The 25,976-nt window shown below is 50.9% G+C and carries 15 protein-coding genes and 1 tRNA gene; 15 read left to right on the top strand and 1 reads right to left on the bottom strand.

Annotated elements, in window-relative coordinates; genetic code table 11:
- Positions 1-52 precede the first annotated feature (52 nt).
- The 5 genes from TH63_RS12050 (at position 53) to TH63_RS12030 (ending at position 4,710) form a co-directional block, all read left to right on the top strand.
- The gene (locus TH63_RS12050) at positions 53-466 is read left to right on the top strand and encodes an acyl-CoA thioesterase (RefSeq protein ID WP_048921147.1); all 414 of its coding nucleotides are present in this window, start codon (positions 53-55) and stop codon (positions 464-466) included.
- On the top strand, positions 463-1,389 hold the full coding sequence (locus TH63_RS12045) for a YihY/virulence factor BrkB family protein (RefSeq protein WP_048921146.1): 927 nt from the start codon (positions 463-465) through the stop codon (positions 1,387-1,389). The genes TH63_RS12050 and TH63_RS12045 overlap by 4 nt, the downstream gene beginning before the upstream one ends.
- Positions 1,390-1,637: 248 nt before the next feature.
- A tRNA-Ser gene (locus TH63_RS12040) sits at positions 1,638-1,722 on the top strand.
- A gap of 429 nt (positions 1,723-2,151) precedes the next feature.
- Complete coding sequence (locus TH63_RS12035; RefSeq protein WP_053093800.1) at positions 2,152-2,532, top strand: response regulator transcription factor; 381 nt, start codon at positions 2,152-2,154, stop codon at positions 2,530-2,532.
- Positions 2,533-3,213: 681 nt separating this feature from the next.
- Positions 3,214-4,710, top strand: coding sequence for a hybrid sensor histidine kinase/response regulator (locus tag TH63_RS12030; protein WP_048921145.1), 1,497 nt, complete (start codon positions 3,214-3,216; stop codon positions 4,708-4,710).
- A gap of 121 nt (positions 4,711-4,831) precedes the next feature.
- Here TH63_RS12030 and TH63_RS12025 read toward each other — a convergent pair whose 3' ends face one another.
- Positions 4,832-5,002: a hypothetical protein gene (locus TH63_RS12025; protein WP_156180573.1), complete on the bottom strand. Its 171-nt coding sequence runs from the start codon at positions 5,000-5,002 to the stop codon at positions 4,832-4,834.
- Between the two features lie 666 nt (positions 5,003-5,668).
- On the opposite strand from TH63_RS12025, the gene TH63_RS20555 reads away from it, so the two are divergent.
- The 10 genes from TH63_RS20555 to TH63_RS11975 all read left to right on the top strand — a co-directional run bounded on the left by TH63_RS20555 (position 5,669) and on the right by TH63_RS11975 (position 25,875).
- On the top strand, positions 5,669-6,001 hold the full coding sequence (locus TH63_RS20555; protein WP_048921143.1) for a hypothetical protein: 333 nt from the start codon (positions 5,669-5,671) through the stop codon (positions 5,999-6,001).
- A gap of 212 nt (positions 6,002-6,213) precedes the next feature.
- A complete protein-coding gene (locus tag TH63_RS12015; protein ID WP_048921142.1) occupies positions 6,214-9,516 on the top strand; it encodes a SusC/RagA family TonB-linked outer membrane protein in 3,303 nt (1,100 codons plus the stop codon).
- Positions 9,517-9,533: 17 nt separating this feature from the next.
- The gene (locus TH63_RS12010; protein WP_048921141.1) at positions 9,534-11,252 is read left to right on the top strand and encodes a RagB/SusD family nutrient uptake outer membrane protein; all 1,719 of its coding nucleotides are present in this window, start codon (positions 9,534-9,536) and stop codon (positions 11,250-11,252) included.
- Between the two features lie 417 nt (positions 11,253-11,669).
- Positions 11,670-14,396: an Ig-like domain-containing protein gene (locus tag TH63_RS12005; RefSeq protein WP_082161664.1), complete on the top strand. Its 2,727-nt coding sequence runs from the start codon at positions 11,670-11,672 to the stop codon at positions 14,394-14,396.
- Between the two features lie 4 nt (positions 14,397-14,400).
- Positions 14,401-15,384: a PorP/SprF family type IX secretion system membrane protein gene (locus tag TH63_RS12000; protein ID WP_048921139.1), complete on the top strand. Its 984-nt coding sequence runs from the start codon at positions 14,401-14,403 to the stop codon at positions 15,382-15,384.
- Between the two features lie 177 nt (positions 15,385-15,561).
- The gene (locus tag TH63_RS11995) at positions 15,562-17,181 is read left to right on the top strand and encodes an arylsulfatase (RefSeq protein WP_048921138.1); all 1,620 of its coding nucleotides are present in this window, start codon (positions 15,562-15,564) and stop codon (positions 17,179-17,181) included.
- Between the two features lie 249 nt (positions 17,182-17,430).
- The gene (locus TH63_RS11990) at positions 17,431-18,951 is read left to right on the top strand and encodes a sulfatase family protein (RefSeq protein ID WP_048921137.1); all 1,521 of its coding nucleotides are present in this window, start codon (positions 17,431-17,433) and stop codon (positions 18,949-18,951) included.
- A 127-nt stretch (positions 18,952-19,078) separates the two neighbouring features.
- Positions 19,079-20,800: an arylsulfatase gene (locus TH63_RS11985; protein WP_048921136.1), complete on the top strand. Its 1,722-nt coding sequence runs from the start codon at positions 19,079-19,081 to the stop codon at positions 20,798-20,800.
- Between the two features lie 235 nt (positions 20,801-21,035).
- Positions 21,036-23,477 (top strand): polysaccharide lyase family 8 super-sandwich domain-containing protein, encoded by a 2,442-nt coding sequence (locus tag TH63_RS11980; RefSeq protein WP_048921135.1) that lies wholly within the window; start codon positions 21,036-21,038, stop codon positions 23,475-23,477.
- Positions 23,478-23,673: 196 nt separating this feature from the next.
- Positions 23,674-25,875, top strand: a complete 2,202-nt coding sequence (locus TH63_RS11975) for a beta-glucosidase (protein WP_048921134.1) — start codon at positions 23,674-23,676, stop codon at positions 25,873-25,875.
- The last annotated feature ends 101 nt before the right edge of the window (positions 25,876-25,976 follow it).

Genomic DNA, 25,976 nt, shown 5'->3' with positions numbered 1-25,976 from the left:
TTGGGGCCGTTTTTCAGAAAACGGCCTTATTTTAGTTTTTAAAGAAAGAGCAGTGTTTGAATCTGAAGTGCAGATACGCGTACGCTACGCCGAGACCGACCAGATGGGCTACGTCTATTACGGCAATTACGCGGCTTACTTTGAGGTAGCCCGTACCGAGACGTTCCGGCAGCTGGACATCCATTACAAAGAGATGGAGGCCGAAGGCGTGATGATGCCCGTGCTGGAGCTGAAGTGCAAGTATATTAAGCCTGCTCGGTATGATGACCTGCTCAAAGTAAAGCTTCTCTTGCGTGAAAAACCCCGGGGCGCCCGTATAAAGTTTGAGTACGAGGTGTATAATGAGGGCCAGGAGTTGTTGACTATAGGCGAAACCATGATGGTGTTTGTAGACATGAAAAGCGGCCGGCCCACGGCGGTGCCCGCTGAGATTCATGCCAAGTTAGACCCTCACTTTACCGTATGACCATAACCGAGCACGTTACCCAATCCAGGCAATACCGCAAGTTTATTGTCTTTCTCAAGCGCGTGCGCTTTGTGGAGGGGAAGGTGTCTGTGTACCATGTGCTCAAGGTGGTGGTAGATGAGCTGCACCATGACTCGCTCACCAAGCGGGCCTCTTACATGGCCTTCAACTTCACGCTGGCCATTTTCCCTACCATTATCTTCCTGTTCACGCTCATTCCCTACATACCGGTAGGGCACCTGGACCGTGACATTCTTACGTTGCTGGAAGACGTGATGCCGCCGGAAATTTACAACGCCGGCGCAGAGACCATTGAAGACATTGTGAACAAGCCCCGGGGCGGGCTGCTTTCCTTCGGTTTTCTGTTCGCGCTGGTCTTGTCTACCAATGGCATTATGAGCCTCATGGATGCCTTTGACAAGAAGTACAAAACCTTCAGGCGGCGCACGTATCTTCGTAAACGGCTCATTGCCACTGCCCTTACCATCGCGCTGGCGCTCATCCTGTTTCTGGCTATTGGCGCCATCTTCTTCGGGACTTATATTCTGGATGCGCTGGTCTTCTATGAGATTGTGACCGAGTCGTTTACCTATGGGCTTATTGTGTCTGTCAAGTACGTAGCCGTGGCCTTGCTTTTCTTTCTGGCCACGTCTATGATCTATTATTATGTGCCGGCGGTGCATGACAAATGGCCCTTCGTCTCGGCGGGTTCGGTGGTGGCTACGTTTCTCATTTTTCTGGTGTCCTGGCTGTTCTCGCTCTACATTGGCAAGTTTGACTCTTATAACAAGTTCTACGGCTCTATTGGGGCGCTCATAGGCTTAATGGTCTGGCTGGACTTTGTGTGCATGATCCTGATTCTGGGCTTTGAGATCAATATCAGTGTAGACGCCCTCACCAAACGCCTGGAGAAAGACCGCTAACGCCGCCGCCGTTTTGAGCCTGTTTTCCTGAAAACCCCCTCAAAATGCCAATTTGCCTAGCAGGGAAGAGGGAAGAAGGAGCGAGATGCATACAAATTCTAAATTATTTTCTGTTCGGGCAAAAGGGTAGCGCCATGATTATCAGGGGGAAAGTGCTTGGAGGGGCAAAAAAATGATGGGAATTGAGAAAAAACCGAGGGGTGCTACTTGACTGGTTCACCTGCATGCATTACTTTTGTGTCACATTTAGAGAGGTGGCAGAGTGGTCGATTGCGGCGGTCTTGAAAACCGTTGACCTTTGCGGGTCCGGGGGTTCGAATCCCTCCCTCTCTGCTTGATAAAAGCCCCAAATTGCTGGTAAAGCGATTTGGGGCTTTTTTATTGCCCTGTTTTCTCTTCTGGCTTCTTTCTTAACCACGTTTTCTCCCCTTGGTCACAGACAACTGCCTGCAAAAATCCTTTCCCCAAATTCTATAGGGGCAGGAGATAAATAATGTGAGCTATAAGAAATGGGATGTGGTTTAATCGGTTGATTGTCAGAGAGTAGTCGAGGAGAGTTTCTGAAAAGCCGGTTATCCAGGCAAAGCTCTTAAAAATAGAGAAATCAGCCCTTGGAATTAGCTTTTGGCAATAACCTTATAGCATTGGACCAGTAAAAAGAAGTAGGTAGAATACGCGTGGGGGTTATTTATTCTTTCAAAGTAATTACTCTTTTGGCTTATTGTTAAGGATGAATTATGGGAGGTTGTTTCTGCTTGACTTATGGAAAAAATACTTCTGATAGAAGACAACGAATTTATAAGGGAGAATGCTGCCCAAATGCTTTCGTTTGCTCAATATGAAGTATTAACGGCGGAGGACGGGAAAAAAGGGATTGCGTCTGCCATTAAAAACCTCCCCGATCTTATTATCTGTGACATCATGATGCCTGAGTCTGACGGGTTCTGTGTGCTGGAGACCTTAAAAAAACTGCCAGAGACTTCAGACATCCCTATTGTATTCCTCTCTGCCAAGTCCACCAAGGAAAACAAGAGCTATGGCCTGGAAATGGGGGCCGCCGATTACCTGACCAAACCCTTTTCTGAGCAGGACCTCCTGAACGTGGTAGAAAACATCCTGCACCACCGGCATAACAAAGTATAGCTTTTTAAAGCCTGGGTACTCCCAGAAATCAACGCCTTTGTCTGGGCCCCATCCTTTTTAAGCGCTCCCCTTCTTTGCTTTTTCTGTAAGCAAGAGAGATACCCGTATCAGATAAACCCTTGATTTAATTTAAGTCTTGGCTTACAGGCTCCTGATTGAAGCCGCGCGGCGCATAACCTGCCAGGGCAAAAAGGATATGCCTGGCTGTAGGCAAAAGATATAAACTCCACTTTTGAATTGTTAAAGAATGCTTCGGGATTAAACCTTCTTCTTCTTCTATTGGTTATGGTATTATATTGATTATAAATTGAAGTTTATGTTAAAATAAAAATGACATTTAAGCTTCCTGTACTTAAAAAGAAACCATTTGTTGTTCTCTGAAAGTAGGAGGGCTGTACCTGGTTGTGGTAGTTGATTAGTTACTGGTTGACAAATAAATCATTGAAAGAAGTATTCCCCATGCTTCCTGTTTAAAAATAGAGATAGTTTTAAATTAATCCTTTCCCCAGACCCGCCCCAACACAGCTTTGCCCATAACCGGGTTGTAAGTCACTCGCTAAGTTGTAGGAAAAAGAGAGAGAGGCAGATCAGGCGGGCCCGGTATCTTATAAAAGTTGATACCGCTATTAAGAAGATTCAGCCTACTTAAGCGTTTACGTAAGCTGGCTAAACACTTTCGTTATGAAAAGTGATGCACAAACCCAACAGGTGAAAACGGGTTATACCGTTCTGGTGGTAGATAATGACCAAAAGAGTGTTCGGTTTATCTCTTCTATTCTTAGCCCTTTCTACCGGCTATTGGTAAAAGATGACGCCCAGCAGGTACTGGAACACTGCAAGGAGCGGCTACCTGACGTGATCCTCATGGAAATTCCTACCCATGCGTTGTCTGCCTATGACCTGGCCCGGCAGTTGAGGGAAGATACCCGCACTAAATCTGTCCCCATCATTTTTTTGATAGATAAGGCCAATGAGGAGGCGATAGACAAAGCCTTTGAGGCGGGCGCCGCCGATTACATCAACAAACCGTTTAAAGCCACTGAACTGCTGGTCCGGGTTAAATCGCAGATCAACCTGAACATTTCCAAGAGACGGTTACGCCAGGCAATAGACTTGGTTCCGCACAGGATTTTCGCCAAAGACACAGAGCAAACCGTTATCCTGGCCAACGTGGCGGCCGCCGAATTTTTCTCCAAAAAAGTAGAAGACCTATTGGGCAAGAAGGAGCCCCCCTTGCCAGAGGGTTGGGTATATGAGGTGGTGACCAATGACCAATGCCCCAATGAATTGTTTCCTTCCAAAATGATGACCTGTGAGGAACACCTAATTCTTCCTGACGGGAGCAAAAAATACTTTCTTACCAATAAGATGCCTTTCCCGTTCTCAGACTCTCAGCTGCCCGCCCTACTGGAGATTGTGATTGATATCACAGATGAGAAAAAAAGGCAGGAAGAAATCCGCCATTTAAATGAGCAACTGCTTAAGCATGGTCAATTTAAAGACAAACTGTTGTCCTTGATTGCGCATGACTTGATCAATTCCGTCTTTATTACCAATTCCACCCTAAGTCTTCTGTTGAAAAACGTAGAAAACCTGTCCTGGGGGAAATTTATTGACGAGGTAGAGAAGGTGAAAAACAACTCAGGGAAAACGCTCCAGCTCCTTTCTAACTTACTGGAGTGGTCCAAGGCTCAATTTGAGGCAGTTACCTATGAGCCGGTCACGCTAAACCTGCTAGATGAATTATATAAACTTCAGTTCATTCTCCAGCCTTATCTAGACTCCAAAGCAATTAAGGTAGTGTGCGACGTGTCAGATAAAATAATGATACAGGCAGATGAAGACATGCTGCAGACCATTCTCCGGAACCTGGCCTCTAATGCTATCAAATACTCAAATGAAGGGGGTACCATCTCTCTTACGGCGAAAGAAGACGCCGGCCGGGTCTATATCTCCATCTCAGACCAGGGGGTAGGGATTAACCCAGACCAGCTAAAAGAATTACAGCAAGGCAATCTGGAGCATGTTACCACCTATGGCACCAAAGGCGAAAAAGGTTCTGGCATTGGGCTGAACCTCTCCAAAGAGTTTGTGGAACGGCACGGGGGTGAGTTAGTAATCTTAAGCGAAACCGGGGCCGGAAGCACCTTTACCTTCTCTGTGCCAGTCTCCACCTGATCTTAACAGGCACCGGAAATCTTCAGTTTTTTTTCTCTTCAACATCCGGCTTTACACTCCTTAGCCTTGACTAAGAATGCCGGGCAGGTGGCAAGTGATGCCTTTTATGACCAGTTGCTGGTTACTCTACTTTTGATAGCCTTTCCATTAAAACAGGGAAGGCTTTTTGCTTTTCCCACCCACCTATTATAAAAAACGCCCACCCAGCCTTCTTTTCTTTCTCTCTCTTTAGGTCTAAGGGCCAGGGCTTCCTCGTATTCCTTAATTCGCTTTCAAAGATCTTGTATGCCATCTGTTGAAGGAAGGAGATTTGGGCACGTGTCACTACTCCTTATAGAAAGAAACTTCCTTTTTGGAGAAGCTGGATAGATAGAAAATGAGGATGCACCTGCCCTTGGCCGCCCGGCCAGGGGGGAAGCCGGCTACAAATGGAAAGTTGATAATTTCTTTACCTATATGTTAAATAGCCTGTCTGCGAAAACCTTTAAATAGAAGGCGAATGAAAGTATCTTCTGCAAGAATAGGTAGGACTTCAGACTGATTTTTAGGAAGATTTGACTCCCCGGTTAGCCTAAGCTAACGAACGCTAGGGGCTTAAATTATCTGCAGGATTTTTTCTGTTAGAGCATGTGAATGGCCTCTGAAATAGGCGCATACGGCCTTAGATGCCATTTTTATAATAGCTACTACAATATTTATAGTAAAATCTACATACGTGTTAATCTTAGTTTGAGGTTACAGGTAGATTTGAAAAAATGATTTTTGACTCACTTCTCTAATTGAAAGCGCCCGAAAGAAAATGAAGTCAAAAGAAGACGATCCGCCTCCTGAAAAAATCTGCGAGAGGTAAGCTTCAGAGAATAGTTTGAGCACGCTCAACAGCATTCACCCAACCACTTGATAGATGAGAGTACTTTTACCGGTTTTTTTTGCAATTATATTTTTGGCAAATTCTGCCATGGGGCAGCAGACTCTAAAGTCTTCCAAGCCTGTGGCTGCGGTAAAAAACTTCAGTGCCCTTTTCCTGATAGTAGGGGAAGACAAGAAGGCAGTGTTTCTGCCGTCCAGCTCTCTTCCCGTCCTTTATAGTAACGCGGCTACCTGTCCTCAAACGGTAAACCTGTTTAACCTTTTCTTCGCCAACATTCAGCCTTGCCAGGTGCGAACCCCCACGCACCAGTCAGACCGCAAGCCCTTAGTCCCTATCCTCCAGGGACCTTCACTGAAAATGGAAAGCACAGATTTTACCTACCCCGGAAACAAAGGTATCGCACCTGTTAACCAAAGCTGAAAAGTGATTTACAATAACAAAACATGACCTATAGCAAAATGGAAATAAGCAGAAAGGAGGTGTTGCTATAAAGAATCTTTACCCTTAAATATTTGCCTGTTAAGATATTATTCGTCTAAATTACGCTTTCATATAATCTCTATAGGTTTATAGGGATTAAAAGTCTCCTATTCTAAATCCTGCTTAACCTCTCATCATTTAACTCTTAAAGCATGAAGAAGCTTGACAATAAACGTATTTCCAGGTTTCCTTTCCCTGAGGTGCCCAAAGGAAGCGGCTCAATGAAATTGATGCTGGCGGTTTTATTTCTTGGCGCCCTGGAAATGCCGGCCAGCGCAAGCGCAGCCGTTACTGGAACTACTTCTGAGGCCGGAACCAAAAAGCACCTGGTCCTCCCTAAGCACAGCGGGAGTAACCGGGCTGCTGCCATAACCAGAAAAGGAACCCGTCGGGCAGATATAACCGTGAAAGGAAAGGTGACTTCCGTGACAGGAGAGCCACTTATTGGCGTGACCGTGCTGCAGAAAGGCACCACCCGCGTGGCCGTGACAGACGTTGAAGGAAATTTCACCATGGTGGTTCCTGAGAATGCCGTGCTGGAGGTTTCCTATGTAGGCTTTGAGAAGCAGGAGGTGAACGTTGCGGGTCGCACCCAAATTAACATAGAATTGCAGGGCTCTGTTGCCCTGGAAGAGGTGGTAGTGGTAGGATACGGTACCATTGAGAAAAGTGACTTTACCGGCTCCAGCAGCACTGTTAAGATTGAAAACGCCAATGATAACCGGGTAATCTCTGTGCCAGAGGCTATTCAGGGAAGGGTAGCAGGGGTGCAGATCATGAACAATACCGGCCAACCCGGCTCAGGTATGACCTTTAACATCAGGGGCATGACCTCGGTGACGGGTAGCAGCCAACCATTAATCGTGGTTGACGGCCAGCCCATTGATTCTGACCAGGGAAATACCATTCCCGGGGGGGGCATGGATGGCGGGAATGACATTCCGCCCGCTGACCCGCTGGCAAGTTTAAACACAGATGACATTGAGTCTATTGAGATTCTGAAAGACGCTTCTTCAGTAGCTATTTACGGGTCAAGGGGAGCAAACGGGGTGGTCTTGATCACCACTAAATCTGGGAAAGAGGGCAGAGACAGAATTTCCTTCAGCTCCAGGTTTGATGTGAGCATGCTGCCTAAAAAGCTGAAAGTGCTTAATACCCGTGATTACCTCAACTATCGCAACGAGGCCAGCCTCAATGACGGGAAAGACTCTGTGTACACGCACATGGAAGTAGACTCTATTCTCCGGAAAAGCCCTAACATTGACTGGCAGGACGAGGTGTATAGCTCTCCTATTAACCATACGCAACAACTTTCCTTTTCAGGCAAAGACGAGAAAAGCAGCTACCTGTTGTCTGCCAACTACACAGACCAGGAAAGTATCCTGACCAACGCAGATTTCAAGCGGTATGGTCTGCGCCTGAACTATACACGTGAGGTAACCAAGAAACTTACCGTAGGCATCAGGACCTATTTCTCCATTGCTGACAGAAACTACGGGCAGGAATCAAACTGGACGGGTATTCTGGGTTCTTCGGCCGTGTTAGGGGCTTTGTCCTTTAACCCGCTTCGTACCCCTTATGTGATCAATGATGAAGGTGCCAGCGAACTGGATGAAAACTTCACCAACAGCCCAACGCTGGTAACTACCAAGGTGAAAGACAAAACCAAGATCAGAACGCTTATTTCTAACCTTACCTTAGACTACAAACTATCTAAAAGCCTTAAGTATAGCTTGAAAGGCGGGGTAAATGACCTGAGCTCTTTCCGGCAGATCTACAACCCTACCGGAACCTTTATTGGTGACACGGCTCCAGGCGGGTCCGCCTCACAGGCAGAAAATACCGGGTTTAACTACCTGGTGGAGCATTTGCTTTCTTATAACAAAACCTTTGTCAGAACTCATAGAATCAACGCAGTAGCGGGGTACACCTACCAAAAGTGGGAGAACAGAAGCTCCAGCAACACCTCTATGACATTCCCGTCAGATGCGCTCACCTATTACAACATGCAAAGCGCCACCAACCCCGGGCGTATGATCACAGGTGCCAGCATGAGGGCCCTGCAGTCTGTGCTTGGACGGGTAAACTACAGCTATGACAAAAGATACCTGTTCACCCTCACTGGCCGGTATGACGGGGCTACCCGTTTGTCTGGAGCCAATAAATGGGCTTTCTTCCCTTCTGTGGGTTTAGGCTGGAACGTCTCTAATGAAGATTTCTTCAAGAACAAGTACGTCAACTTCCTGAAATTGAGAGCCAGCATTGGAGTGGCCGGGAACGAGAACATTTCCATTGGGGCCACCCAGGCCAAATATGGCCTTAACTATGTGGTGCTTGGGCCAAATATTGTTCCCAGCTATACCATGGCAGATTTTGAAAACCCTAACCTGAAATGGGAGACAACAACCCAAATGAACGTAGGCGCCGAGGTTGGTTTCTTTAATGACCGCTTAACCCTTGACGTGGACGTGTACAAAAAGAACACCCGTGACCTGCTCATTAACCTTACCTTGCCAGGCTCTGCCGGGTACAGTGATTATTTCACCAACCTAGGAGAGGTAATGAACCAGGGGGTTGATATAGAAGGTAACCTCAAGGTGATTCAGGCCGGTCAGCACAGACTGGATGTGGGCGGAAACTTCTCTATTTTTGAGAACAAGGTGCTGGACCTGGGACCAACCGATATTCTTTACGGCCGTGGTTACTTTGCCGGGGGAGCCGTGTTGTTAAGCCAGGCGGTGCACGTTGCCCGCCCCGGTGATCCTATCTCTTCTTTCTGGGGATACAAAACCGCTGGGGTGTACCAGAGCCAGGAAGAAATCAACGCTGACCCTGCCTTAGCCAATGACAATACCCGCCCCACCTATAAACCAGGTGATGTGAAATGGGTAGACTTTAACGGTGACGGCCAGATCAACTCCTCAGACAAAACCATTATTGGTAACCCAAGCGCCGACTTTACCTACGGCTTTAACGCCAACTATTCTTACAAGCGCTTCACGCTGGGCATAAACGTGTTCGGTAGTTACGGAAATGAGCTGATCAACTTAACCAGATGGGTGGTGGGTATCAACAATACCACCGGTAACTATAACCTCTTGCAGTCTGCCTATGACGGAAGATGGAGAGGCGAGGGTACCAGCAACCAGATGCCAAGAGTCACTACCAACGGCGTTAGGTTATACCAGCGCGTGCCAGACTGGTTAGTGGAAGACGCCTCCTTTGTAAGGCTCCAAAGTGTGAACATAGGCTATGTGTTCAATATGCCTAAAAACCCAATAGTGCGCTCAGTAAGAGCCTTTGTGTCTGGCACCAACCTTTACACCTGGACCAAATACTCTGGCTATGACCCCAACATCAACGCCTTTGGCCACCTGGCCCTTAACAGGGGGGTAGACTTGGGTACCATGGGCCAGCCCCGCACTTTCTCCACTGGTTTTGAAGTAAACTTTTAAGGTTTAAAATTAAGACAATGAAATTATTCAGATATCTAACCCTCTTGTTAGTGCTGCCCGGTTTACTGGCAGTGCAATCCTGCAGCCTGGAGGAAGAACTGCCTTCCACCCCCACACCAGACGCCATTAAAACCCAGGATGACGTAACGGCCGTGGTAAACGGGCTATACGCCAGGTTCAATGACGCCTCGGCCTTTAAGTTCCAAGGCTTCATGATGCTCATGTTCATGGCCGATGACATGTACTCCTCTGACGGGTCTGAGTTCGGGCCTTACGGGCAGCGTACCCTTAGCGGGGTGAACACCGGCTCCCTCTGGAACCAGTTGTACCTGACCATTGGGCATTCCAATGACCTGATCAAGCTCATGGACAACATGAAGCTAGACGCCGATTTTGAAAAGCGCGTATATGGCGAGGCCTATTTTATTAGGGCTTTCTGCTATTACTATCTGGTAAGGTTGTATGGCGGCGTGCCTTTACGTACAGAACCCACAGGGATAAACAGTGACTTCTACTTACCCAGAAGCTCAGTAGACCAGGTATACGCCCAGATTTTTGATGACCTGCGCAAAGCCTCCGCACTTTTGCCCTTAAGTAAAAATATAAAAGCCGCTGAACTGGGCCGGGCCTCAAAAGGAGCCGCTCAAGGTATTTTATCACAGGCCTATTTAACCTACGGTAACCAATTGTCTTTGAAAGGACAGAGTGCCACAGAGCAATATTCCAACGCGGTAGTATATGCAGACTCCGTTATCAACAGCGGGCAATACCGGTTGATCCCCAACTTTGCAGACCTGTTTGAAGTGACCAAGGAGACCGCTGCCTATGAAGAGGTGTTGTTTGGCGTACGCTTCCAGACAGATAACCAAAACCGGGCCCAACCGGCCGCTGGCTCTGAGTTCGCCTTGCGTTTTATGGCGCCGGCTACGGTAGGGGTAACTGCCCGGGCAAATACCAGCGGGGCCGCCACCCTTAAGCCCATGCATTGGTTCGTAGACTTCTACCGCACGGGTGACTACGCCATAGGAACCGGTAATTCTGCCATCCTTGATTCCAGAGACGAGGTTTCTTTTTACACCAGAGGCAAAAATTCCAATGGCTATAAGGTAGTGATGTACCCAGACACCACCATCACGCCAAATGAAAGCCGGGTAGCCAACGCCATTGTAGGGAAATACAAAGACCCTAACGGCAAAGACGAAAGAAACCACGGCAATGACCTGTTCATCATCAGGCTGGCTGAAATCTACCTTATTAAAGCTGAGGCCTTGAATGAGTTGTACGGGGCCACCCCAGAGGCAATCATGGCTTTCAATGAAGTGCGGGAGCGGGCCCAGAATGCCAACGGCGTTAAAAGACCAGTGCCGCTTTTGCTGCCAGAAGACGGAAGCGCCACCTTCACCAAATCTGAGTTCCGGATGAAGATATTCCATGAGCGCGGCCTGGAGCTGCTGGCCGAGGGGCAACGCTGGTTTGACCTGGTGCGCATGCAGCACCCTTCCAACCCCACTAAAACCATGTATGAGTACCAGTTCTTAGAGGAGTTGCCAAAGTCAACCTACCCTAAAACCCTGCCTACCTGGTTGCCAACCCAAAGAAGGTGGAGCAATAAGAACGCCGTGTACGCCCCTACGCTTAATGTAAGTGTACCCAAGTTCTTACTGTTTCCGCTACCCACCAATGAACTGCTCCAGAACCCTTCTATTGGGGAGAAGAACCAGAACCCCGGGTGGTAAGCAACTTTGGTTTCTAACAAGGGCCGGAAAAACTGTTTTAGGCCTGTTTTTAGAAAAACAGGCCTAAAACAGGACTCCCCCAAAGGGAGGTTTCTTAAAAAGGCAGAGCATGAAAGCATATTTTAGGTAAAGGATTTAGTTCTCCACTCTCTAAGAAAAAGGCCGGAAGAAAGAACAGGAAAGCTTTCTGTTTTGGGGCCATTTTTAGGAAAACAGGCTGAAAACAGCCTCCCTGGAATAACTGCTGAGTAAAAGCTCTGATCTAAAGGTTTCCTGACCCAAGCCCCTTGCCAGAAAGTAGAAGAGCAGAAGTGATTCTTTCTCCCAACTGCCAGAAGCTTTACCTACTAAGGATCTGGTGGCAAGAGAAAAAACCAGTAACGCTCAAAGGTTTATAAAAACATTAAATGTGATAATATGAAAAGATTACTACTCTTATGTAGCCTTATGGTCTGCGGCGCTTTTTCCGGAAGCGCCCAGGTTCTGTTTTCCCAGACCTTCCCGGACCCAACAAAGGTGCTGCCGTCAGACTACGTGGCCACAGACCCCAACGAGACCCAGTTTTCGGCCTTGTCGGCGGGTTCGGGTAACATCATAGTCATTGCAGATGGCAAGCTTAAGTACAGCAAGACCAACGCAGGCTCCAACATGGCTTTCACCAGAGCCAAAAGCATGACCACCTCTCCCAAATTTGTGATGCTGGCCATGGATATGGCGGTCTCTAAGAATACGGTGGAGTCTATGGCCGCCGGTAGCTTTAACATTGCCAGTCCCACGGCGCTGGCAAACAACAACACTTCTCCTTCGGCTACCGGGGTCCATTCCAGAATAACCCTTTACCTCTCTGCCACAGAAGGCACTTTTGGTATTGTGCCGGTAGGGAACAACGCCACGCCCGCGGCAGACAAACTGTTTTCCGGCACGCAGCGCCTTTCCTGGTTTGTGAACAAAAGCGGCGCCGAAGCCACCTATATTGGGCCAGACGGCAAACCGTACGCCATTCCCAATGAAGCCAGTGACACCTGGGTGGGAACCAGCCGCATCAGTAATCTGATTTCCTATCCGGCCCGGTCAACCGCCCAGGACCTGAAGTCCTTCAAGTTTGCCATCACCAACAGCATGGTTGACCTGGAGTTTGACAACTACGTGTTTCAGGAGCTGCCCCTAACCGTGCCAGAAGGAAGCGTATCCATCAACAACGGGGCCTATGCTACCAACAACGCGGCCGTAACCCTGGCCCTGACTACCAAGAACGCCACCCAGATGCGTTTTTCTAATGACAAAATCACCTGGAGTGCATATGAGCCGGTAGCTACTTCCAAAACCTGGACCTTGACCGCTGGGCAAGGCACCAAGACGGTGTACATGCAGGTGAAAGACGCCGAGGGGGATGAAACCACGCATACCATTAGTGATGAGATTGTGTTTGATGCCACCGCGCCGGCAGCCCCTTCAACGCCAGACCTTTTGGCTTCTACAGACAGTGGCCCCAGCGACACAGATAACATCACCAACTACGTAAACCCTGTTTTTGCAGGAACCGCTGAACCAAGCGCCACGGTGAAACTCTATGCCGGTGACCTGGAAATTGGTACGGCAGTTGCCGATGCCACTACGGGTGCCTGGGAAATCAGGTCTGCCGTGGAACTGCCTAACGGTGTCCACAGCATTACCGCCAAGGCGACAGACCGGGCCGGCAACGTGGGCCCTGCCAGCAGCGCTTTGTCTCTGACTATTAAAGTGGGGCCAATTGTGACCTTAACCTCTCCCGCGTCTGGGACTACCAATGCGCCTTTCACCGTGACCTTCTCCTTTAACCTGGGGGTTACTGATTTCACTTTGTCAGATATCAAGGTCACCAACGGAACGGCTTCTGCCTTTACAGTAGTAGATGCCGCCACCTACACTGCTCTTATCACCCCCACCGCCAATGATTTGGTAAAGGTGATTGTACCGGCAGACGCTGCCTTCAACCCAGCCAACAACAACGGAAGCGTGGAGTCTGAGGAGTTTAAGATCTTATTTGACAACCTGGCCCCTACGGTGGCGCTAACCGCGTCTGGCACGGGGTACGTGAAAGCACCGTTCACCGTGACCTTTACTTTTAGCGAAGCCGTTACTGGTTTTACGCTGGAAGATCTTGTCATCACCAACGGTACGGCCTCTGCCTTCACCATGGTCAACAGTAAGGTGTTCACGGCCCTGGTCACCCCAACGGCAGAAGGGGTAGTAACGGTGGCCGTGGCTGCCGGTGTGGCCCAGGACTTGGCACAAAACAACAACACGGCCGCGGCCGCTTTCTCCAGAACATATGATATTACGGCCCCGGCTGGTTATTCAGTGGCTTTTGTAGATAGCAGAATAGACGGTAAAAGCTCCCTGGCCACGTTGCTGCGCATTTCAGCCGCTGAGATAGGCGCCAACTACACCTACAGCATCACCAGCTCTGGAGGGGGCACTACCGTGACAGGCACAAAGGTGGCCACTACGTCTTCGTTTTTAAGCGACACCCTCAATGTGAGTGGGTTGAAAGACGGTACCCTTACCGTTACCTTCTCCCAGACAGATTTAGGCGGTAACAAAGGTGCCAACGTGACCGCGCAGGTGCAGAAAGTGATCCCTAACGTGGTGTCTTTTGTAGAGGTCCCGTTGATCAAGGCGCCCTCCCGGGTTCCTTTCTCCAGGCTGCCATTGCCATCGCAAGTGCTGGTAACCTACTCTACCGGCGAGGTGGAAATGACGCCGGTTACCTGGAACTCCAGCGGCTACAACGGCTATATTTCAGGTAAATATCAGGTGACGGGTACCATAAACGCCCTTTACGGCGCTACAAACCTTTCCAACCTCAAGCCCATGGTCATTGTAGACCTGGCCCCTGAAGTGAACATGGTCAATGCCTTTACCCCAGACGGAGACGGCATGAACGACACCTGGATTGTGCTAGATTTACAACATTATTCGCAAGTGGAGATTGAGGTGTTTGACAAAGATGGCGTCCGGTTATTCCATACCACAGATCCGCTGCAGGGCTGGGACGGCCGCAATCGGCATGGCAAAGTGGTAAAAGGATCTTACTTCTATGTGGTGCAGGTGAAAACCAGCGGTCTGGTTAGAAAAGGCGTGGTAACAATCATTAAAGAATAGAAACATGAAAAAGTTCTTTATACTCATTGGGTTGGTAGTTTCTGGTTTGGGTGCGCACGCCCAGACCAGAAAACACGTGGCCAATTTCTCTCAGGCAGGCAATTACTTCAACCCCGCGTTAACGGGCAACCAGGGCTCCATCCTGAAATCCATTTACCGGGACCAATGGACCGGTTTTGATGATGCGCCCCGCACCCTGTTCTTCTCTGGGGAGGTGAATTTATCAGACGTAAAAAACAAAACGCTGTTAAGCACAGACTCGGCCGCGGCCGAAGACGCCAGCGCCCCAGTAGGGGTACAGCACGCCTTTGGGGTTTCCTTGCTGAACTATTCCTTCGGGCCTTACCGGGAGAACCAGTTCGCCCTCAACTACAGCACAGGCGTACGGTTAACGCAGAGCCTCCGGTTACAGGGGGGTATTGGCCTTACCTATGACAATAACCGATTGAGCAGCAACGACCTGGTGTTCAATGAAGCCAATGACCGGGGCTACTATGCCATGATGAACGGGCAGGAGCGGGTCAATAAATTTGGCCTGAACCTGGGCCTTGCCCTCGCCTCTCAGGATTTTTACCTGGGCTACGCGGTGCAGAACCTGGTGCAGGAGTCCACCTCAGACAATGACTTTTTAAAGGAAATGTACGGCATGCAGCACATGGTCAATGCCGGCGTACGCAAAGGGTTGACAGACCAGGTAGGGTTGGTGTTGAACGGTATGTACCGCTACAACTCAGATGAAAAAGGAGTGCTGGAAGGCCAGGTGAAAGGCGTGTACAACAACCTGTTCTGGGTAGGGGCGGGGTACCGCCAGGACCTGGCCTACACGTTCAGTGCGGGCATGAGGTACAAGCAGTTCAACATTGGCTACACCAGAGAAGCCGGTGCCGGCAAAGCAGATGGCAGCAATGTAGGGGCCAATGAATTCATGGTCAGCTACAACCTGTCGCCGGTGCTTTCCTCTGTAGGCAAGACCCTTACCATTTGGTAAAACCGGGTGTTCCCGGGCAGGCGTTACTCATCCCCGGGCACCATGAAAAGAGGCCCCATCCTGGTTTTGGGATGGGGCTTTTTCTTTGGCGTTTCAGGGCCGTTTTCCGGAAAATGGCTCTGAAACAGCTATTGGCCCCACGCTATTTTTGAGCTTCACCCCAGGTAATCTTTTGTCATGAAACGCATTTTCTCCCACCCCCTTTCTTTCGTTTTCTCAGTCTTAAGCCTTCTGGCGGTTTCTCACCAAACTTTCAGCCAGCAAAGACCCAACATCATCCTGATCATGGCAGATGACATGGGCTTTTCTGACATTGGCAGCTACGGCGGGGAGATTCCTACCCCTAACATTGACCAGCTAGCTACTAAGGGCCTTCGGTTCTCCCAGTTCTACAACGTGGGCCGGTGCTGCCCCTCTCGGGCCGCGCTGTTAACCGGGCTGGCCCCACACCAGGCTGGCATCGGGCACATGGCCGAAGACCCTGAAAAAACCGGGGTAAACGATTGGGGCGTGCATGGGTACCGGGGCTATCTGAACCGCAACAGCGTGACCCTGGCCGAGGTGCTCAAGCAGGCGGGGTACCACACCTACATGACCGGGAAATGGCACGTGGGCATGCATGGCAAGGAGAAGTGGCCGGTGGGCCGGGGCTTTGAGCAATTCTACGGCATCTTGTCTGGGGGCGCCAGCCACCTGAAGCCCTTTCCGCCTAGGGGCGTGACCCGCAATGACGGTCCCATGGAGTATTCCTTTCCCAAAGATTTCTATGACACAGATGCCTTCACAGACAACGCCATCAGTTTCATCAAAAACCAGAAAGACACCAAACCCTTCTTCCTGTACCTGGCCCACACGGCGCCACACTGGCCCTTGCAGGCCAAAAAAGAAGATTATGAGCAGTTTGTAGGCAAATACATGAAAGGCTGGGATGTGGTGCGCCAAGACCGCCTCAAGAAACAGCATGCACTAGGCTTCATTAAAAAAGAATGGGGCCTGGCCAGCCGCGAGATGCGGCCCTGGGAGGCGCTAACCCAGAAAGAAAAGGAAGACGTGGACTTCAGGATGGCCGTGTACGCCGCCCAGATGTACAACATGGACTACAACATTGGCAAGCTGGTCAGGCACCTTAAGGAGACCGGTAAACTGGACAACACGCTCATCATGTTCCTAAGTGACAACGGCGCCTGCGCCGAGCCTTACCAGGAACTGGGCGGCAAGGACCAGTCTGAGGTGAACGACCCGTTCAAGTTCTGGGCGGTTTCCTACGGGCAGGGGTGGGCCAACGCCTCTAATACGCCTTTCAAAAGATTTAAGGTAGAGACCTATGAGGGCGGCATTGCCACGCCGTTTATTGCCTACTGGCCGGCGGGCATCAAGCAGCAGGCGGGCAAGTGGTATAACGCGCCCCACCACATCACAGACATAATGCCCACGGTCATAGAACTGGCCCAAACCAAATACCCTACTACCTTCCACAACGGCAACAAGATCATCCCCACTGAGGGAATCAGCCTGGTTCCGGCCTTTAAGAACGGTACTGGCAAACAGCATGAGTACCTGTACTGGGAGCACCAGGACAACTGCGCCATCAGGTGGGGGAAATGGAAAGCCGTCAAGAAATTGAATGACAAAAACTGGGAACTGTATGACCTGGAGAAAGACCGCACCGAAAACCATAATCTGGCCGCCATGCACCCAGACCTGGTCAAGAAACTTAATGACCAATGGTACAAGTGGGCCAACTCGCACCACGTACTGCCCAAAGGCAAACAACGGGACCCCTACGCCAAAGAATAACCTTTTAGACGAATTACTTTTCTTCGCGTTTCAGGCCTGTTTTGGCCAAAACTGGCCTGAAACGGATGAGGTAATTTTAATGGTTATATGCTGCCCCAAATACCTAATAACTAGAGGGAGCTAAACCGAAGATTTCAGTCCGAAAAGTTAAATAGCCGGGTTAAACTATCGGCTCCTTTTAAAGTCTAAAAACCACCTTGGCCGCACCTATAAAACTTCCCGCTAAAACCTATATTATTCTTTAGAAGCATGGAAAAACCTTCTTTGTTAAAACATTGCCTGTTGCTGGTGTTGGCCCTGTTACACGGAGGGTTGGCTATAGGGCAAACCTCCAAGTCCTCGCCGCGCAAACAGCCTAATATCCTGCTGATTATGGCAGACGATTTAACGTTCAGGGATATTGAGCCCTATGGCAACACCCAGGTGAAAACGCCTAACCTTAGTCGCTTGGCCAAAGAGGGCATGACCCTGGACAACATGTACTCTGCCACCGCCATGTGCGCGCCCAACCGGCAACAGTTGTACACGGGCATGTTCCCGGTGCGAAACGGCGCTTTCCCTAACCACAGCCAGGTGTACGCGGGCACTAAAAGCGTGGCGCACCACCTGCAGGCAGTAGGCTATAACACGGCGCTGCTGGGTAAAAAACATTACGGCAACGCAGAATCTTTCCCTTTCACTTACTTAGGTGGCCGCGACCATGATGACGGCACCGGCCAGGACATTGACCTGAGCCTGGCCGAAAACTTTATCAAGGGCTCCAAAGCCAAACCCTACTTTTTAGTGGTGGCCAGCAACCAGCCGCACGGGCCTCTCAACCGGGGCAATGCCGCCGCCTATCCGCCCGCTAAGATCAAGGTGCCCGCAGATCTGGTAGACACGGACGCCACGCGCAAACAACTGTCCCTTTACTTTGCTGAGATCACGTACCTGGACAGTCTGGTGGGCGTGTGCCTAGACATGGTGGAACGGTCCGGGCAGAAGAACAACACGGTGGTCATGTTCGCGAGTGAGCACGGCTCGGGGTTTCCGTTTGCCAAATGGACCACGTATGACAGCGGCCTGAAAGCGGGCTTTATTGTGCGGTGGCCCGGGCAGATCAAACCCGGTACCCGCACCAAGGCCATGACCCAATATGTAGACGTGGTGCCCACATTAGTAGACATCGCCGGAGGCAACCCCTCCACCGTGAACACCGGCCGCAAAGACGCCCTGGGCAATTCGGGGTTTGACGGGACCAGCTTTAAGAAGGTGCTTCTGGGCCAGACCAATACCTTCCGGGACTACGTGTATGGTGTGCACACCACCCGCGGCGTGATCCAGGGCAGTGACTCTTATCCCATCCGGTCAGTGCGCTCTACCAAATACCTGTACATTAATAACCTCAACGCCCAGGCCAGATTCCAGAATGTGGCCACCAGCGGAAAGATGATAGAATCCTGGTCTAAAACGGGTAAACCCGAAGATGCCCAGCGCGCCGAAAAATACGTTTCGCGGCCCGCTGAGGAACTGTATGACGTGGAAAAGGACCCGTTCCAACTCACCAACCTGGCCGGCAGCCCCGCTTTAAAAAACGTGCAGCAAAACCTGAAAGGGCAGTTGGCGGCTTTCATGAAACAGCAGGGAGACCTGGGGTTGGCTACCGAGATGAAGGCCTTTGAGCGGCAACCCAAAAAAGGCATGGGCGAAGACGAGGAAGAAGGCGCGCCGGCCAAGGGAAAGAAAGCAGGCAAGAAGAAAGCGGGGGCTACTTCAGCCTCTCAGGAATAGCCTATAGATCAATAAATTACAATAGCTGTTTTAGGCTTGTTTTCCAGAAAATAGCCCCAAAACAGCCTCGGCCCGAAAAGCCTCTCTCAGTTTTAATTTCTTTACGTCATTTATTTTTCAGTACCGCATGGAGTACTTACGATCAGGCATTACCTACTGGAGAAAATCTGTTTCTCTCTTTTGCACGCTTTCGCTTTTAGTTGTTTTAACTCCCGCTCAGGCGCAGAAAAAGAAGCCAACTTCCAAGCAGCCAAATATTATTGTGATCCTGGCAGATGACATGGGCTTTTCAGATGTGGGCAGCTACGGCGGCGAAATCCAGACCCCTAACATAGACCTGCTGGCCAAAGGCGGGTTGCGGTTTAACCAGTTCTACAATGCCTCGCGCTGTTGCCCCACCCGGGCGGCCCTGCTCACCGGCTTGTACAACCACCAGGCCGGCATAGGCAACATGACCACCGACCAGCAGGTACCCGGCTACCGCGGCTACCTCACGGAGAATACCGTCACCATTGCCGAGGTCCTGAAAACGGCCGGTTACCAGACGGGCATGGTGGGCAAGTGGCACGTGTCTAACACCCAGGAGAAGAAGCCCGAAGCGGAGCACCTGAAATGGCAGGCCCACCAGGTAAGCTACCCCGAATTCTCGCCCTTGAACCAGTACCCCACCGCCCGCGGCTTTGACAAATACTACGGCAACATCTGGGGCGTGGTGAATTTCTTTGACCCCTTCGGGTTGGTGAACGGCAATACCCCGGTACCTTTTGTGCCCAAAGGCTTTTATTACACAGATGCCCTCAATGACAGCGCGGCCGCGTACGTGAAGCAGTTCCACCAAAAAGGCAAGCCGTTCTTTTTGTACGTCTCACATACCGCCCCGCACTGGCCCCTGCACGCCCTGCCCCAAGACATAGCCAAATACCGCAAGATCTACCAGGCCGGCTGGGACTCCGTCCGGAATGAGCGCTACCGCAAGATGATAAAAGAGGGCCTGTTCCCGGCAGATAAGAACATCTTGTCGGGACGCTGGGACCAGGAGCGCAAGTGGGCAGATAACCCAGACCAGGCCTATGACATTGAGGCCATGGCCGTGCGGGCCGCCATGATAGACCGCATGGACCAGGGCATTGGCCGCCTTATTAAAACACTCAAAGAAACCGGCGAGCTGGACAATACCCTCATCCTGTTTTTAAGCGACAACGGCGCCAGTTCAGATAACGCCCAGAACTACGGCCCCGGCTATGACCGCCCCGGCGAAACCCGCACCGGTGAGAAAATTCAGTACCCCGTGAAAAAGGAAGTGCTGCCCGGTCCGGAAAACACCTTCGCCTCGCATGACAAGATGTGGAGCAACGTAGCCAACGCCCCTTTCCGGTACTGGAAAACCGAAGCCTATGAAGGTGGTATCTGCACGCCCCTCATCGCATACTGGCCCAAAGGCCTCATCGCTAAAAAAGGCAGCGTCACAGACCAGGTAGGCCACGTGTTTGACTTCATGGCCACGTTTGTGGAACTGGCCGGGGCGCAATACCCCAAGGAGTTTAAGGGCCACAAGATATCGGCCATGGCCGGAAAAAGCCTGGTGCCCGTGTTCCAGGGCAAGAAGCGCGAAGTGCATGAGTACCTGTTCTTTGAGCACATCGGCCGCAGGGCCGTACGCCACGGCGACTGGAAAATAGTGACCCTCAACAACAAGCCCTGGGAGCTCTACAACCTCAAGGAAGACCGCACCGAAATGAACAACCTGGCGGCCCAGCACCCGGAAAAGGTAAAGCAACTGGCCGCCAAATGGCAGGAGTGGGCAGATCAGAACCAAGTGTTCCCCAAACCAACCGTGGCCAGTAAATAGACCCGGTTTTCAAGACACTTACCAATAAAGCCCAAAGCCGGCCAGGCGGAACAAGATAGGAGAGAAGGGTTCCTGTTTCAGGGCCGTTTTGCGAAAAACGGCCCTGAAACAGGCGATGCTACAAAATTGACAGGAAGTGCTACAAAAGAGACAGTGGGTTGAAAACGAGAATGGTATTCTTGTACTTGGCTAGATTCTGCTGCCTGAAATAGAGTTAACCTTATACCCAACCCCCATGCATCACCTCTACAAAAAGTTATTTCTGTTTTTATTGGTAGCCGCTCTGGCCCATGTGGCCAAGGCCCAGGCATCTACAGATCTGGCCACCATGTATACCCGCGTGTATAACAGCATGTATGCCCCTTTGGAAGGCTATGACCTGGGGAACATGAACTCAGATGGCACCTTCAAGAACGTGGCGTACCCTGCGTCTTACCCAACGGCTCTTACGGGTGGACCGCGGCCCCACTTCAATGAAATGTGGGCTATAGCCAGGGCTTATGAAACACCCGGGCCCAACTACAAAAGCGAAACCCTGTTAGATGCCTATTGCAAGGCATGGAACTGGTGGAACACCTATGACCCTACAGATACCAATTGGTGGTACCGTACCATTGGGTGGCCTACCTCATTGTACCCGTCTTTCGTGCTTATGGCCAAAGACCTTAAAACCAAGAAGCCCACAGAATACAACAGCTTGGTTTCTTATTTGATGTTTGAATGGACCCCGGAGAAGGTGGCGGGCTACAAAGACAGCCCAGACGCAGCCAATACTTCAGATATAAGTAAATATATAATGGCTACAGCCATTGCCACTGAAAATACCGCCGTAGTGGCAGAGGCATCTGAGGTGTTTCACCTGCTCATACGGGTGGAAAAGGATGACAAGGGCGAGGGCATTCAGCCAGACTACGCTTTTAACCAGCATTCTGGGTACGGGCGGCAATTGTACCTGGGCAATTACGGCAAGGAGTACATTGGGGGCATCATGAATTTTATCTCCATCAGTTCGGGGACTGCTTATGCCGTGCCACCTGCTAAGATGACCATTTTTGAGAACCTGTTCCTGCATGGGCTAAGTTGGGTGGCCTATCGCAACATGTTTGACCACCACCAGACCGGCCGCAGAACCTTAACCGACGGGTATACCAAAAGTGTGGCCTGCCTGGGCACGTTGATTCTGGAAAACACCCCCCAGAAAGAAAAACTGCAGGACCTCTATAACTGGTTAACAAGACCGGCCGGCGATGACGCCGATAACGTGCAACAGGGCAACAAGATGTTCTGGCGCCATGATTACATGGTGCACAAGGGCAAAAACTATTTCACTTCTTCCCGAATGACCTCCACCAGAACCACGTCCAGTGAAAGCGCCAATGGGGAGGGCCTCAATAATTACTACACCGGGTCTGGCGTCAACTTTATCTATTCCACCGGCACGGAATATTCTGAGATTTGGGATGTTATGAACTGGAGACGCCTACCCGGCATCACTGCCCCCCAAAAGCCCACCACTACTGCCTTGCCGCTGGTGCCAGCGGGCAAGAACGGGACAAACCTCAAACCCTTTGCGGGCGGCGTCTCAGACGGGAAAACGGGTGCCTCTGGGTTCCTGTTCAGTAAAAGCAGCTCTGAGATTAAGTTAGATGCCACCAAAGCCTGGTTTTACTTTAAAGACTATTTTGTAGCCTTGGGCTCTGACATTAAGGCGGGGGCTCTCTATTATGTGCCCTATGCCACCACCGTTAACCAGGTCAAGTTCAAAGACTCGTTTATGGTGGATAATGGCGGCCTCCCGGTTGCTATGGCAAATAACCAGGTCTTGTCTCCTGTTACTTCAAACTGGGCCTACCTTAACAACATTGGGTACCAGTTTATCACCAACAGGAACCTGAACTTTGAAGTGAAAACAGTAGGAGACACCCCGCTGGCCTGGATCAATTTTCAGCATGGGGAATACCCGGTCAGTGAGAAGTATGCCTATGCGGTGTACCCCAACGTTACCCAGGACCAACTGGCGGAAAAACTGAATAAAACCCCTTTTGTGGTGGTGTCCAACACCTCTGATGTTCAGTGTGTGGTTGATCCCAGCGCCTCTATTGCCCAGGCCATCTTTTACAAGCCAGGCAAGGTTACCCTGCCAAACAATCTGGGTGCAGTAGAGACCTACCAGGCAGCGGCTATTCAGGTGCGCTGGAAGAACGACTCGGTGTATGTATCGGCCGCAAACCCTTACTGTGAGACCACGCCTGTTTCCTCTATGTATGTGAAGATTAGTGGATTGTACGCCGGGGCAGGGGCAACGGAAAGCGCTCAGGACCAGTCTACCTTTGTTCTGCTGCCCATGCCGGCAAATGAATTCCAGGGAAGTACCGTCACGGTAGGGCTAAAGAACAGCAAGGTAGTGACGGGGATAGCCCCAGAGTTGGAGAATATGCCGGGTCTGGCCATGTACCCTAACCCCATAAAGGCGGGCACTTCTTTCACCATCCAGAATGTAGCCGGTAGCAGAGGCCCGGTAAAAGTAACGGTGGTAAACACCACCGGGGTTTTGGTGCAGGAGCATGTGCTTACCCCTGACCAGAAGAACAAAGTAACGGTCCCGGCTAGACATCTTAAGCAGGGTATCTATTTTGTAAGGTGCAATGGCAGAACCGGTAAACTCATAGTTGAATAGTCCGCGCTATTCTTCACCCTTGCCTTTCGCTGCCGTGATTTTATGACTTTTCTTTCTTTAGCTACTTAGTTGGGTTGCCAGGTCCTAAAGCCAAGCGCTGGGGCCCAGGAACGTAAAGTCTCCCATGGATTTACAGGTGCGTGAAATGGATCATATACCTGTTCTTCCTTTTTTGCCTAATTTTTTACCATACCATATGAAACGGGTATTAACTGCCTTTGCCTTCACGCTTACCTTCCTGCCTTCTTTTGGCCAACGGATTGACGATAAAGAGCTGCAGCCGCTGGCGGCGTTTAAGAAATTTCCGGCGGGGGCGGTGTACCAGAATACCAGCCTAAGCCCGCAGGCGCGCGCCAAGAATGTGCTGGAACTGCTCACCTTTGAGGAGAAGCTGAGTTTGACGGGCGGTTATAAAATGTTCTGTTTCCCTGGGGTCCCCCGGTTGGGGCTAAGGCCAGCCATCATGGCAGACGCCTCACAAGGCATCAGGCTAAAAACCATTGCCAGCAACGCTCAGAGCACCTCTTTCCCGCCTATGATCGCGCTGGCGGCCACCTGGAACCCTGCGCTGGCCATGGCCTTCGGGAAGAACATTGGCGAGGAGTGCAAGGCCCATGGGGTGGATTTCCTGCTGGGGCCGGGCATGAACATGCAGCGCCTGTCAGTGGGTGGCCGCAACTATGAGTACATGGGAGAAGACCCGTTGCTGACCTCGGCTATTTCGGTGAACTACATCAATGGTTTGCAGAGCCAGGGCATCATTGCCACGGCCAAGCATTTCATTGCCAATGACCAGGAGTTTGTCCGGCACATTGCCAGCAGTGACCTGGACGAGCGCACGCTGCGGGAAATCTACCTGGCGCCCTGGGAGGCTGCCGTGAAGCAGGCCAGGGTAAAGGCCATCATGACCGGCAACAACGCCGTGAACGGTATTCCCAGCTCCATGCACCAGCCATTATTAAATGACGTGATGCGCAGAGAGTTTGGCTTTACCGGCATCACTATGACCGACTGGCAGAACACTAATTACCACCCTGATTTGCAGTACCTGGTGGCCCGCTCTGGGCAGACCTTGCTCATGTCCAGCAATGACACGTTCAAAGATTATGTGACCCAGTTTGTAGCCCGCTACCCCGGTAGAAAAGCAGAGATAGAAGCCGACCTGGAGTTCATGGTATACCCTAACCTGTACACCTTGTTTGAGACGGGCGTCTATGACCGCGCGCCCAAAGACCCGGCGCTGCTGGCCACCCTGGCCGGCCATAAAGAAACGGCCCGGCAGGTCGCCCGCGAAGCCATCTGCCTGTTAAAGAATGAAGCGAATCTGCTCCCCGTGAAAGCCTCTAAAAAAGTGCTGCTCATGGGCCCGGCTGAATTGCACAGCGGCACCGGCAGCGGCTTTGTGGAAGGCTATGACCACGTAGATTACGCAACGGGCCTCAAGAAAATCTACGGTACCGGCCTGGTGGTCACGGAGAAACCCACCGAGGCCCAGATCAAAAACGCAGACGTGGTCTTGTACCGGCTGAACAAAAAAGCGGGGGAAGGATATGACGTTCCATTTGAGGCGCCGCAAGGGGCAAACGAGGAAATAGCCAGGGTAGCCGCGCTTAATCCCAATGTGGTGGTACTCATTAGTTCGGCCAACGGTTTTCCCATGCCCTGGCTGCCGCAGGTGAAAGCCGTGCTTTGGACGTTTTTCCTGGGCCAGGAACGCGGCAATGCTTTAGCCGAGGTCATCAGCGGAAAGGTGAGTCCTTCGGGAAGGTTGCCCTTCACCCTGGAGAAAGATTTCCAGGACTCGCCAGACCCGCAGTTCAATTTCCTGGGTAGCAAACCCTTCTGGCAAGGCAATAATAACCATTACAAAGAATACTGGAAAGGCAACCAGCCCAGCAGCAGAAATGAGCTGTCTAAACACGTAAAGCCGCACCAGTTAGTGCACCTGCCCTACAATGAGGGCGTGTTCATGGGCTATAGGTGGTTTGAGAAGAACAAGAAAGAGGTGCTTTTCCCCTTCGGGCATGGCCTGGGCTATACGTCGTTTACCTATACCAACCCCAAACTATCCCGCACCGCTATCAGTGGCCAGGATTCTGTACAGGTGAAGTTTACCCTCAAAAACACCGGCAAACAGGCTGCAGCCGAAGTGGTGCAGCTCTACGTCTCTGACAAAGAAGCCACGGTGGCACGCCCGGTAAAAGAGCTGAAAAGTTTCCAGAAAGTGTATCTGAAACCGGGCCAAAGCCAAACGGTGGCCTTCTGGGTAAAGCGCCAGGACCTGTCTTTCTGGGACATTAAAACGCATGACTGGAAAGCAGAGCCCGGTGATTTTGAACTGGGCATTGGTAGCTCCTCCCAGCAGATCAGGTTTACCCAGGCCTTCCGATTGGAGTAATCGAGCTAGAACTACACTCCCTGCAACAAGAGGTTTTGCTTAAATGGCAGCGCTAAAACAGGCTTGGCAGCCATGGCTACAAATGTTGTAGTAATAGCCAC

The sequence above is a fragment of the Rufibacter radiotolerans genome (assembly GCF_001078055.1).
In the GTDB taxonomy this organism is placed as follows: domain Bacteria; phylum Bacteroidota; class Bacteroidia; order Cytophagales; family Hymenobacteraceae; genus Nibribacter; species Nibribacter radiotolerans.
This window is presented reverse-complemented; position numbering and strand designations above follow the sequence as displayed.

Bases quoted from the DNA above. Each gene is read 5' to 3' on its own strand.
- TH63_RS12005 (WP_082161664.1), top strand. From the start codon at position 11,670: ATGAAAAGATTACTACTCTTATGTAGCCTTATGGTCTGCGGCGCTTTT.
- TH63_RS12035 (WP_053093800.1), top strand. From the start codon at position 2,152: ATGGAAAAAATACTTCTGATAGAAGACAACGAATTTATAAGGGAGAAT.
- TH63_RS12025 (WP_156180573.1), bottom strand. From the start codon at position 5,002: ATGGCATACAAGATCTTTGAAAGCGAATTAAGGAATACGAGGAAGCCC.
- TH63_RS12030 (WP_048921145.1), top strand. From the start codon at position 3,214: ATGAAAAGTGATGCACAAACCCAACAGGTGAAAACGGGTTATACCGTT.
- TH63_RS12010 (WP_048921141.1), top strand. From the start codon at position 9,534: ATGAAATTATTCAGATATCTAACCCTCTTGTTAGTGCTGCCCGGTTTA.
- TH63_RS11995 (WP_048921138.1), top strand. From the start codon at position 15,562: ATGAAACGCATTTTCTCCCACCCCCTTTCTTTCGTTTTCTCAGTCTTA.
- TH63_RS12045 (WP_048921146.1), top strand. From the start codon at position 463: ATGACCATAACCGAGCACGTTACCCAATCCAGGCAATACCGCAAGTTT.
- TH63_RS12000 (WP_048921139.1), top strand. From the start codon at position 14,401: ATGAAAAAGTTCTTTATACTCATTGGGTTGGTAGTTTCTGGTTTGGGT.
- TH63_RS11985 (WP_048921136.1), top strand. From the start codon at position 19,079: ATGGAGTACTTACGATCAGGCATTACCTACTGGAGAAAATCTGTTTCT.
- TH63_RS11990 (WP_048921137.1), top strand. From the start codon at position 17,431: ATGGAAAAACCTTCTTTGTTAAAACATTGCCTGTTGCTGGTGTTGGCC.
- TH63_RS11980 (WP_048921135.1), top strand. From the start codon at position 21,036: ATGCATCACCTCTACAAAAAGTTATTTCTGTTTTTATTGGTAGCCGCT.
- TH63_RS11975 (WP_048921134.1), top strand. From the start codon at position 23,674: ATGAAACGGGTATTAACTGCCTTTGCCTTCACGCTTACCTTCCTGCCT.
- TH63_RS12015 (WP_048921142.1), top strand. From the start codon at position 6,214: ATGAAGAAGCTTGACAATAAACGTATTTCCAGGTTTCCTTTCCCTGAG.
- TH63_RS20555 (WP_048921143.1), top strand. From the start codon at position 5,669: ATGGGGCAGCAGACTCTAAAGTCTTCCAAGCCTGTGGCTGCGGTAAAA.